The sequence below is a fragment of the Nocardia farcinica genome, from assembly GCF_029867845.1.
GTDB classification, from domain to species: Bacteria; Actinomycetota; Actinomycetes; order Mycobacteriales; family Mycobacteriaceae; genus Nocardia; species Nocardia farcinica_A.
The window spans coordinates 1-11,265 of the sequence record NZ_JARWRU010001223.1 but is presented as its reverse complement, the minus strand read 5'-3'; the positions used below and the strand labels follow the sequence as shown (position 1 = coordinate 11,265).

General features: G+C 70.3%; 11 protein-coding genes. 10 read left to right on the top strand and 1 reads right to left on the bottom strand.

What is annotated here, in order from left to right:
- The first annotated feature begins 27 nt into the window (after positions 1–27).
- Entirely contained in the window at positions 28–750 is a 723-nt protein-coding gene (locus QH283_RS27130; RefSeq protein ID WP_280505770.1) for an aldolase/citrate lyase family protein, read from the top strand.
- Positions 751–797: 47 nt separating this feature from the next.
- Positions 798–1,391, top strand: coding sequence for a carboxymuconolactone decarboxylase family protein (locus tag QH283_RS27125; RefSeq protein WP_280505769.1), 594 nt, complete (start codon positions 798–800; stop codon positions 1,389–1,391).
- Here the strand turns inward: QH283_RS27125 and QH283_RS27120 are convergent.
- The gene (locus QH283_RS27120) at positions 1,370–2,719 is read right to left on the bottom strand and encodes a TetR/AcrR family transcriptional regulator (RefSeq protein ID WP_280505768.1); all 1,350 of its coding nucleotides are present in this window, start codon (positions 2,717–2,719) and stop codon (positions 1,370–1,372) included. The genes QH283_RS27125 and QH283_RS27120 overlap by 22 nt on opposite strands.
- A gap of 212 nt (positions 2,720–2,931) precedes the next feature.
- Here QH283_RS27120 and QH283_RS27115 point away from each other — a divergent pair, with 212 nt between their 5' ends.
- From QH283_RS27115 to QH283_RS27080, 8 genes are all read left to right on the top strand, one after another.
- Positions 2,932–3,735 (top strand): IclR family transcriptional regulator, encoded by an 804-nt coding sequence (locus tag QH283_RS27115; RefSeq protein WP_280505767.1) that lies wholly within the window; start codon positions 2,932–2,934, stop codon positions 3,733–3,735.
- Positions 3,736–3,929: 194 nt separating this feature from the next.
- Positions 3,930–4,928, top strand: coding sequence for an ABC transporter substrate-binding protein (locus QH283_RS27110; protein ID WP_280505766.1), 999 nt, complete (start codon positions 3,930–3,932; stop codon positions 4,926–4,928).
- Between the two features lie 8 nt (positions 4,929–4,936).
- A complete protein-coding gene (locus QH283_RS27105) occupies positions 4,937–5,806 on the top strand; it encodes an ABC transporter permease (protein ID WP_280505765.1) in 870 nt (289 codons plus the stop codon).
- The gene (locus QH283_RS27100) at positions 5,803–6,576 is read left to right on the top strand and encodes an ABC transporter permease (RefSeq protein WP_280505764.1); all 774 of its coding nucleotides are present in this window, start codon (positions 5,803–5,805) and stop codon (positions 6,574–6,576) included. The genes QH283_RS27105 and QH283_RS27100 overlap by 4 nt, the downstream gene beginning before the upstream one ends.
- A gap of 9 nt (positions 6,577–6,585) precedes the next feature.
- Complete coding sequence (locus QH283_RS27095) at positions 6,586–7,428, top strand: ABC transporter ATP-binding protein (RefSeq protein ID WP_280505763.1); 843 nt, start codon at positions 6,586–6,588, stop codon at positions 7,426–7,428.
- 44 nt (positions 7,429–7,472) lie between these two features.
- Positions 7,473–8,918: an aldehyde dehydrogenase family protein gene (locus QH283_RS27090; protein ID WP_280505762.1), complete on the top strand. Its 1,446-nt coding sequence runs from the start codon at positions 7,473–7,475 to the stop codon at positions 8,916–8,918.
- A gap of 214 nt (positions 8,919–9,132) precedes the next feature.
- Positions 9,133–10,320, top strand: coding sequence for a CaiB/BaiF CoA transferase family protein (locus tag QH283_RS27085; protein WP_280505761.1), 1,188 nt, complete (start codon positions 9,133–9,135; stop codon positions 10,318–10,320).
- Complete coding sequence (locus QH283_RS27080) at positions 10,317–11,123, top strand: cyclase family protein (RefSeq protein ID WP_280505760.1); 807 nt, start codon at positions 10,317–10,319, stop codon at positions 11,121–11,123. The genes QH283_RS27085 and QH283_RS27080 overlap by 4 nt, the downstream gene beginning before the upstream one ends.
- The last annotated feature ends 142 nt before the right edge of the window (positions 11,124–11,265 follow it).

Below are 11,265 nucleotides of genomic sequence, written 5' to 3'. Positions count from 1 at the left end.
TTTTGTTGGTGGGTGGGGTGGTTTAGCGTGGCTATTAACTCGTCCCTCTACCTCCGCTTATTTTTGCCGCGCGTCGGCCCTATTTTTTTTCTGCCCCGGGGGGGGGGGGGGCCGTTGGGGGGCCCCACCCCCGCCGACCTGTCCCAGCCCGTGGTGCGCCTGCCGCACGGTGATCCCGTGCTGATCAAGCAGTACCTGGAGATCGGGGTGCAGAACCTGCTCATCCCGATGGTGGACACCGCCGAGCAGGCGGCCGAACTGGTCCGCGCCGTCCGCTACCCACCGCGCGGGATCCGCGGCATGGGCCGCGGTCTGGCGCGCTCCTCCCGGTGGGGGCGCTACACCGACTACGTGCGCGGCTCCGACGACAATGTGTGCCTGCTCGTCCAGATCGAGACGCCCACCGCGCTGGCCAATGTCGCCGAGATCGCGGCGGTCGACGGCGTGGACGGCGTGCTCATGGGCCCGGCCGATCTCGCCGCCAATCTCGGCTACCCCGAACAGCGCACCCACCCGGAGGTGGTGCGCGCCATCCGCCACTGCGTGCGGACTCTGCGGCGGGTGGGCAAGCCTGCGGGCATCATGATCGTCGACGTGGCCGCCGCCGAGGAATGGCTGCGCGAGGGCATCACTTTCGCCGGCGTCGGCGTCGACTCCTCGCTGCTGGTGCGCGCCGCGGGCGATCTGCTGGCCCGCTTCCGTGAGCACTCCCCCGCCGAGCGCTCCCCCGCCGCGGTCAGCGCCTACTAGCCGGCCGCGGCGCCCTCTTCGCCGCCTTCGACACAGGAAGGGTTCCCGTGCCCCGCATCCCGTATTTCGACCCCGACACCGCGCCCGAGCACATCGTGCGAGCGCTGGCGGGCAAGCGGAAGATCAACGTCTTCCGCATGGTCGCCAATGCCGAGAACTGCGCGCCCGAGGTGCTCGCGCTCGGCCACAAGCTCAGCAGGGGCAGCTCGCTCGATCCCGTCCATCGCGAGGTGGTGATCCTGCGGGTGGCCCACCTGACCGGCGCGGCCTACCAGTGGCACGAGCACAACGCCGTCGCGAAGCGGGTCGGCTTCACCCAGGACAAGATCGACGCCGTCGCCGCCCACCCGATCGAGGCGGGCCAGGAGTCCGGTGGCCCGGGGTCCAGTGGCCCGGAGCCCAGTGGCTCGGAGTTCAGCGAGTTCGAGCGGACCCTGCTCGGGTTCACCGACGCCGTGGTGCGCACCTCGACCGCGCCCGACGTGTTGTTCGCGGCGGTCGCGGCCGAATACGACCGCTCGCGGCTGGTGGAGCTGGTGCTGCTCATCGGCTTCTACATGATGGTCGGCCGCGTCATGAACACCTTCGAGCTCGAATTGCAGACCGAGGCCGTCGACACCTACCGGTTGCGGCTGGAGTGAGCACCGGTGGCCTGCCGCTCCACGGTTGGCCACCGGTCGGCCACCCCGGCCAGCAGCACCGCGAACAGCGCGCGGACCGTCTCGACGGGAGCCGGCCTGCCCTGCACCGAGCCGAACATCAGCCCCTCCACCAACCGCAGCACGATCCAGGCCAGATGCTCGCCGGGCACCTGCCCTTCCCCGCCGGAGGGCGCGTTGCGCCGCAACCAGGCGGTCAGTTCCGCTTCCAGCGCCGCCATTCCGGCCAGCACCGCCACCCCGCCCGCCGTCGGCGGATCCCATTGCTGCACCTTCAGCAGCAGCCCCGATTTGACGGTGTCCGGGTCGTGGCGCGCCGCTCGCAGCGTCGCACCCACGGCGGCGGCCAGATCGCCGGCCCAGGCCTGTCCCGACTCGGGCAGCTCGCGCATCGGCGCGAACAGCGCGAGGAAGGGGTCGGCCACCGCGGCCTCGATCAGGGTGTCCTTGTCCTTGTAACGCCAGTACACCGAGCTGCGCTGCATGTCGGCGGCCGCGCAGATGCGGCCGATCGTCGCGCCCTCGTATCCGTGTTCGGCGACCAGCCCGCGCACGACCCGCAGCAGGGCGGCGGGACCGGACTCGGCCCGGTCCTCCCCGTCCCCGGGGGGCGCGTACTCCCCGTTTCGAGCCGCGTTGTCCTCGGCCCGGTCGTGGCGCGGGAACGCGCCGGGATCGGCCGCGCGCATGGCCTCGTAGGCGGAAACCAGTGCCAGCGCGGTGATCCGGGAGCGCCCGGCGACGGTGGGCGGATCGGCGGCGTCGACGTCGGAGATGTAGTGGCCGTCGAACAGCGCCAGAGTCAGTGTGGACATCCACCAGGCGGGCGCGGCCCGCACGTCCTCGGCCGCGCCGGTCGCCGCGTACGCGCCGTCCCACCAGGCCTCGATCGCGTGCAGCACGCCCGCGCGACGGCGATGGAAGGGCTGCTGCACCTTCGAGCTCGCCGCGCTGCCCTCCAGAGCCAGCGAGATGCCAAGACGCAGCGGGGTCTCGGTCTCCGACGAGCGCAGCTCCGGCTCCAGCTCGCCGATCAGCTGCTCGGTGACCGGCAGCGCGGGGTGGAACTGCTGCCACGGCCTGCGGTGGCGGCGCGCGACGCGGGTATAGGAGTGCTCCAGCGCGGCCGCGATGAGTTCGTCCTTGTCCCGGAAGAACCAGTAGATCGAGCTGGCGGGGCGCTGGGTGGCCTTGGTGATGCGCGCGATGGTCGTGTTGTCGTACCCGTATCGGCCGACCAACTGCACGGTGGCGTCGAGTATCCGCTGGAGGCTGGCTTCGCCGCGGGCGTTACGTCGAGCGGTGTTCATCCATGTTCTCTTTTCGGGCGGGCTGCCGAACGGAAGGTACCAGAGAGCGCGATCACCATCGGTTGACTGGTGTGTTGCCCCTCACTGGAACGGTCGTTACAATCACTGTACCATCCACTACAGAAGTTGGTGACCTGGAACACCTTCACCTCTCGAGGTGACGGTGACCGGCCTGCGGCGGGGGCCGCAGACGAGTTGGAAAGTGAATCCGCGTGACCGCATTGATGGAAGAAAAGGGCCTCCCCGAGCCGGCCGAGATCGACGGCGCGAGCAACGACCGCCGCGGCACGGCCTCGGTGGTGAAGGCACTCCAACTGCTCGACGAGTTCCTCGGCGGCGACGCCTCGATGGGCGTCAGCGATATCGCCCGCCGGGCGGGCATCCCGACCTCGACCGCCTTCCGGCTGCTCGCCTACCTGGTGGAGAGCGGTTTCGTGTCCAAGGAGGGCACCCGATACCGCCCCGGCGACAAACTGTTCGAACTCGGCAACCGTGTGGCCCACAGCCGTCCGCGGGGCCTGCGCGAACAGGTCGCGCCCTTCCTCGGCGACCTCTACGCCAACTCGGGGTTGACCACCCGCCTGGCGATCCTCGACGGCGCCGACATCGTCATCCTGGACAAGGTCGTCGGCCTGCACACCCTGCCCGCGCCGACACCCATCGGAGGCAGGGCGCCCGCCACGTGCACGGCGCTGGGCAAGGCACTGCTGGCGTTCCAGCCGGGCCAGGAGATCGCCAAGGTGTTGCAGGGCCCCCTCGTCCGTCGCAGCAGGCATTCGGTGACCAATCCCGCCGTGCTGCACCGGCAGCTGGTCGAGATCCGTTCCACCCGCCTGGCCTACGACCGTCAGGAGTCCGTGCTCGGTCAGGTCTGCGTGGCCACGCCGATCATGCGCGGCAACGTCGCGGTCGGCGCGATCAGCCTGTCGGCGCCCGCGGTCCGGGTGAATCTGCAACGCTCCGAGGCCGCTCTGCGACGCACCGCCACCCAGATCGAGCGCGTCCTCGGCGGCTGAATCACCGCCTCGCCGGAGTTTTGCGCCAAGTGGAAAGCGGCGTTTTTCTTCCCGCGCACCGAACCTTACGATTCCTGAACCGATCACTCCAGAAGTGATCCACCCCACAGCCCGCCGGGCCGTTCGATCACCCGGATCGACCCGCCGGCGCCATGACATCCCTTCCAGTTCCTCTCGAGACCGGAGTCTTTCGTATGTCCCTCGCGGCCCCCGCTGTTCCCCTGCTCCGCCGCACCGCCGCGGTCACCGCCGCGGCCGCGCTCGCCCTCGTCCTCGGCGCCTGCGGCTCCTCCGACGGCGGCGCCGAGAACGTCTCCGACATCACCGTCGGCAGCTCGCTCGGCCTGTCCGGGGTCGGCCTGCGCGTGGCGATCAGCGAAGGCGATTTCACCGAGCGCGGCCTGAACGTCACCCCCTCGGCCAACAAGTCCGCCAACGACACCGTGCCGCAGCTGCTCAGCGGCGGCCTGCACGTCGCGCAGATGGATGTGGTCACCTTCATGCAGGCCCGCGCCCAGGGCCTGCCCATCAAGATCGTCGCGGGCGCGGGCGAGCAGGCCTCCGACGGTGAGCCCGGCAAGATCTCGGCGGCGAGTGTCGTCACCACCGACGACGCCGTGAACGGTCCGATCGATCTGGTGGGCAAGAAGGTCGGGGTGCCGGCCATCAAGACCCAGACCTGGATGAACATCCGCGCCATCGTCGACGCCGCGGGCGGCGACTCCACCAAGATCGAGTTCGTCGAGGTCCCGCCCGCCCAGAGCATCGACCTGGTGCAGCAGGGCTTCGTCGACGCCTCCACCCCGAACGAGCCGCTGGCCACCAGCGCCATCAGCTCGGGCAAGGTCCGCCTGGTGACCAACACCGACGCCCCCGGCAACCAGGGCGTGCCCAGCTCGGTCTTCGTGGCCACCGAGGAGTTCATCGCCAAGAACCCCGAGACCGTGCGCAAATTCGCCGAAGGCATCCAGGAGGGCGCGGCCACCGTCAACGCCGACCCGGCGGTCGGCAAGAAGGTCGCTGGCGAGGAGCTGGGCTTCACCCCCGAGCAGCTGGAGAACGCCTTCATCCAGCCCTTCTCCGCCGAACCGGTGACCACCGAGAACATCGACAAGGTCGCCGACCTGGCCGTCAAGTACGAGATCCTGTCCGAGAAGCCGGATTCCAGCACCTTCCTGGCCGAGATCGGGTGACGACGAGCATGACAGCCACCACCGCAACGGCGCCCGTAGCGGCCAAGGCCAAGCCGCCGGTGCCCGCCAAGACCGGCCCCCGCGCCACATCGGCCGCCGCCAAGCGCACCGGGGCCGGCCTGGTCCCCAAGATCGTCGCCATCGTCGCGACACTGGCCCTGTGGCAGCTCGTGGCCATGAGCCCGCTGGTCGACACCGACAGCCTGCCCACTCCGGTCATGGTCGTCGACGCGCTGTTCGGACTGTGGGGCAGCGATGCCTACTGGACCGCCCTCGGCACCACCCTGCGCGTGTGGGCCACCGGCCTGGCGCTGTCGGCCGTGATCGGCATCCCGCTCGGGCTGCTGATCGGCACCTCGCTGCGGGCGACCCAGTCCACCCGCTGGATCATCGACTTCTTCCGCAGCATCCCGACCATCGCGCTGCTGCCGCTGGTGCTGCTGCTGTTCGGCGCCACCAGCCGGATGGAGATCACGATGATCGTGCTCTCGGCGGTCTGGCCGCTGCTCATCCAGTCGATGTACGCGGCCAAGCAGGTCGAGCCGCTGCACAAGTGGGTGGTGCGGGTGTTCCGCATCTCCACCGCCGACCGGCTGCGCTACCTGTGGGCGCCGAGCGTGTCGCTGTTCGTCTTCACCGGCCTGCGCCTGTCGGCCACCATGGCCCTGCTGATGACCATCAGCGCCGAATACATCGGCGGCGCGCCGGGACTCGGGCTCGAACTGTCGCACATGGAACAGGCCTTCAAGCGCCCCGAGGTCTTCGCGTACGCGATCACCGCGGGCATCCTCGGCCTGCTCATCAACGCCATCGTGGTGGCCGCGCAGCGCAGGCTGCTGTGGTGGCACCCGATCATCCGAGAGGAGCGCGGCGCATGAGACTCGGCATCCGCACGCGGCTGAGCGCGCTGGCCTGGGAGATGTGGCTGCCGGTCGTCGTGGTGATCGCCTGCCTGGTGGTCACCGCCGACAGCACGTCCTTCTACTTCCCGTCCTTCGCCGAGATCTTCGAGCGCACCGGCGAGCTGTGGTTCTTCGACGGGATCGTGGAGAACGTCGTGCCCAGCCTGCTGCGCATCCTGATCGGCTTCGCCATCGCCCTCGTGGTCGGCATCGTCGGCGGCATCGTGCTCGGCCTGCTGCCGCGCTTCGAACAGGCGGTCCGGCCGATCCTCGAGTTCCTGCGCGCCACACCGGGTGTGGCGCTGATGCCGATCGCCATCATCTTCCTCGGCATCGGCGACACGATGAAGATCTTCCTCATCGCGCTGGCCTCGATGTGGCCGATCCTGCTCAACACCATCGACGGCGTGCGCTCGGTGGAGCCGGTGTTGCTGCGTATGGCCGCCAGCTACCGGCTGCCGATGAAGACCAGGATCCGCTACATCTACGTGCCCAACGCGGCACCGCAGATCTTCGCCGGCGCCCGCCTTGCCCTGACCATCGCGACCGTGGTCATGGTGGTCACGGAGATGATCGGCTCGCCCGGCGGCATCGGCTACTTCATCCTCGACTCGCAGCGCAGCTTCAACATCCTGAACATGTGGTCCGGCATCGTGGTGCTGGGCGTACTCGGCTACCTGCTCAACTTCGGCGCTCGCCTGGTCGAAGGACGAGTCCTCGACTGGCACAACAAGAAGAACGCATAGGAATCGGTAATGACCAATCCCAGCTCCGCTGTTCTGCTCGAGCCGACCGCCACCGACGACCTGCTCGTCGTGGAGAACCTCGGCAAGCGCTTCGGCGACCACCACGTGCTCGGCGGCATCGACGTGACCGTCCGCGGCGGCGAGTTCATGTGCATCGTCGGCCCGTCCGGCGCGGGCAAGACCACGCTGCTGCAGTGCCTGTCGGGCCTGCTGGAGCCGACCACCGGGACGGTGACCCTGCGCGGTCGCCGGGTGACCGAGCCGCCCGCCGAGATGGCGATCGTCTTCCAGGACTACTCCCGCTCGCTCATGCCGTGGATGTCCGTGCTGGACAATGTGACCCTGCCGCTGCGCTCCACCATCAAGGACAAGAAGGAGCGCGCAGCCAAGGCCATGGCGGCGCTCGAGGAGGTGGGCCTGAAGGACCACGTCGGCAAGTACCCCTGGCAGCTGTCGGGTGGCATGCAGCAGCGTGTGGCCATCGCCCGCGCGCTGGCCTACGCACCTGCCATCGTGCTGATGGACGAACCGTTCGCCTCCGTCGACGCGCAGACCCGCGCCGATCTCGAGGACCTGACGCTGCGGGTGAAGAACCACCTCGGCATCACCATCCTGCTGGTCACCCACGACATCGACGAGGCGGTCTACCTCTCCGACCGCGTGCTGGTGCTCGGCCGCAAGCCCACCCAGGTGGTGGATCTGATCGAGACCGGCCTCGGCGCCGAGCGCGACCAGATCGCCACCAAGGCGACCCGCGAGTTCGCCGAGCTGCGCAGCCGGGTGTACCGGGAGATCCGGCACGGCGAGATCCCCGGGTCGGCGGGATCGGTGGCCGCTCCCCCGGCCGGCTGATCCCGGCACCGCGACCACCACCCATCAGGAGAAAGTGACCGGAGATGACGACTGTCGAGACGCGGCCGGACCTGCGTTGGCGCGGTGTGCGCGTCGGGCATCATGAGATCGCCACCGACACCGCCTCGGACGTGCGCAACCCCTACGACGGCACGCTCGTCGGCCGGGTCGGCCAGGCCTCGGCCGAGCTGGCGGAGTCGGCGGTGGCGCTCGCGCATCGCACCCTGGACCGGCCGCTGCCCGCCCACGTCCGCGCCGAGGTGCTCGACCGGCTCGCGGTGCTGCTCGACGAGCGCCGGGGCGAACTGGCCGCGCTGATCTGCGCGGAGGTCGGCAAACCCGTCACCATGGCCGCCGGTGAGGTGGACCGTGCCATCGACACCGTCCGTCACTCCGCGGCGGTGGCCAGGACCACGGTTGGCTCCGGCGTCGCCATGGACGCCACCGCCGCGGGCGCGGGCAAGCTCGGCTTCACCCGGCCGACGCCGATCGGGGTGGTGACCGCCATCGCCCCCTTCAACTTCCCGCTGAACCTGGTGGCGCACAAGCTCGCCCCCGCGTTCGCGGTCGGCTGCCCGGTGGTGCTCAAGCCGGCCCCGCAGTCGCCGTTGACCGCTTTCCTGCTGGCCGACCTGTGCGAAGAGGCCGGGATGCCGGAGGGCTATCTCTCGGTCGTGCCGGGCGACCCGGCCGAGATCAGCGCCGCCATCGTCGAGGACCCGCGGGTGGCGGCAATCAGCTTCACCGGTTCGGCCGCCGTCGGCTGGCACATCGCGCGGGCCGCCGCCCGCAAGAAGGTGCTGCTGGAACTGGGCAATTCGAGTCCGGCGATCATCGAGGCGGACGCCGAGCTGGCATCGGCCGCGGACAAGCTGGTGCCCAGCGCCTTCGGCTTCGCAGGCCAGACCTGCGTCTCGGTGCAGCGCGTCTACGCCGACGAGGCGATCCGCGCCGAGTTCACCTCGCTGCTGCGCGAGCGCATCGCCGGAGTGCGCGTCGGTGACCCACGCGATGGCGCGGTGACCTGCGGTCCGGTCATCGACGACAAGGCCGCCGACCGCATCCGCACCGGCATCGACCAGGCCCTGCGCCGCGGCGCCACGGTCGAGACCGGCGGGCACACCCGCCAGGACGGCGTGCTCGAGCCGACCCTGCTCAGCGATGTCCCCCAGTCCTGCGACCTCATTCGCGAAGAGGCCTTCGGGCCGGTGCTCAGCGTGGTCGGCGTGCGGGACTTCGACGAGGCGATCGCACTGTCCAACGATTCGAAGTACGGTTTGCAGGCCGCCGTGTTCACCGCCGACCTCGGCAAGGCGCTGGCCGCGACCGAGCGACTTCGCTACGGAACCGTGCTGATCAACGAGTCCCCCGCCTTCCGTGCCGACAACATGCCCTACGGCGGCGTCCGCGATTCCGGCAACACCAAGGAGGGCCCGGCCTCGACCGCGCGTGAGCTGACAGTCGAGCGGGTCTGCGTTCTCTCGCTGTAGGTCGTCCGCTCCGGTAGGCCTCCCGGCGCCCGGGCACTGCGTGGCCTACCGCTGTCGCTCCCCCGCCACCCCGCTGCCGCATATCTGTTCCACTGTGCGATACAACGTCACGCACACGCAAACATGACGGTACCCTTGGCCCGAAGTGGACGTCGCATGCGGACACGGTGTTTCGATCCGGGAAACAGCGCGTGTGGCGGTGAGGAGTCGTGTCATGGGCGGACCGCTGACCGGAATCCGGGTGCTTGACGTGGCGACCCTGTTCGCCGGACCGCTGGCGGCGACCCTGCTCGGCGATTTCGGGGCCGAGGTGGTCAAGATCGAGCATCCGCGCGGCGACCCGGTGCGCGGCCACGGCGCGCAACGCGACGGCGTCGGGCTGTGGTGGAAGATGCTCGGCCGCATCAAGAAATCCGTCACCCTCTACCTGGGCAGCGAGCGCGGCCAGGAGATCTTCCGGCAGATGGCCGCCGAGGCCGATGTGGTGATCGAGAACTTCCGGCCCGGCACGCTGGAACGCTGGGGACTCGGCTACGAGGAGCTGAGCGCGATCAATCCGCGGCTGGTGCTCGCCCGGGTCACCGGTTTCGGGCAGTTCGGCCCGTACGCCCAGCGGCCGGGGTTCGGCACCCTCGCCGAGGCCATGAGTGGGTTCGCCGCCGTCACCGGCGAACCCGACGGGCCGCCCACCCTGCCACCGTTCGGCCTCGCCGACGGCATCGCCGCGCTGGCCACCTCGTTCGCCGTCATGACCGCCCTGCGCGCCAGGGACGCCACCGGCCGCGGCCAGCAGGTCGACATGGCGATCATCGAACCGATCCTCACCCTGCTCGGGCCGCAGATCATCGCCTACGACCAGCTCGGCGAACTCCAGACCCGGATGGGCAACCGCTCGGTCAACAACGCCCCGCGCAATGTCTACCGCACCGCCGACGGCGGCTGGGTCGCGGTGTCGACCAGCGCGCAGTCGGTGGCCGAGCGGGTCGTGCGCCTGGTCGGCCGCCCCGACTTCGTCGACGAGCCCTGGTTCACCTCAGGCACCGGACGCGCCGCGCACGCCGACGAACTCGACGCGGTGGTCGGCGCGTGGATCGCCGAACGCGAGACCGACGAGGTGGTGCGCGAATTCGAGAAGGCCGAGGCCGCCGTCGCCCCGATCTACACGGCCGCCGACATCATGGCCGACCCGCATTTCCGGGCCCTCGGCACCATCGCCGAGATCCCCGACGACGAACTGGGAGTCATCCGCATGCAGAACCTGCTCTTCCGCCTCTCGGACACTCCGGGCGAGATCCGCTGGGCCGGGCCGCCATTGGGCGCCCACACCGCCGAGGTGCTCGGCGGCTACGGCGTGGACGAGGCCGAACTCGACCGGCTGCGCGACCAGGGAGTCGTGCGATGACCGACCCGTTGGTGCGGCTGGTGCGCGGCGGCGTCCGGTTGATCGAGCTGGGCCAGCCGCTGTTCACCGGCATGCCGTGCTCGCCGAACCATCCCGGTTTCCGCATGACCCTGACCCGCAGGCACGGTGACATGGTCCGGCCGGACGGCGGTTCGGCGGCGGCCGAGATCATCGTGACCGGCGGGCACGTCGGCACCCACATCGACGCGCTGTCCCACGTCAGCCAGGACGGGCTGCTGCACGGCGGGATCGACGCCGCGCAGGCCCAGCGCGGCGGGGCGTTCAGCGCGCACGGAGCCGAGCAACTGCCCGGCTTCCTGTGCCGGGGCGTGCTGCTCGATGTCGCCGCCGTACACGAGACCGACACGCTGCCCGGTGGTCACGAGATCACCGTCGCCGATCTGGAGAAGGCGGCCGACGGGCTGGAGATCGGCGCGGGCGACGTGGTGCTGGTGCGCACCGGCTGGGCCCGCCGGTTCGACGACGCCGAGGCCTATCTCGGGAAGGAGTCCGGGGTACCGGGGGTCGGCGTGGACGCGGCGCGCTGGCTGGCCGCCCGGGGCATCGCCGCCACCGGCGCGGACACCACCGCCTACGAATGCCTCGCCCCCGGCGCGGGACACAGCGTGCTGCCGGTGCACCGGGTGCTGCTGGTGGAATCCGGCATCTACATCCTCGAGCATCTGGCGCTCGAGGAACTGGCCGCGCGGCAGGTACGGGAGTTCGTGTTCGTGCTGGCTCCCCTGCGCATCGTCGGCGGCACCGGTTCGCCGGTGCGCCCGCTCGCGGCGGTGACCCGATGAGCGCGCCGACGGTGGCGCGGCGGCTGGCCGAGTTCGCGGCGACCACGCGCGCCGTGGGCATCGGCGTACTCGCCGACGACGCCGCGCGGCGGGTGCTCGACGCGCTCGGCAACGGCCTCGCCGCGCTGGACACCCCCGCCGC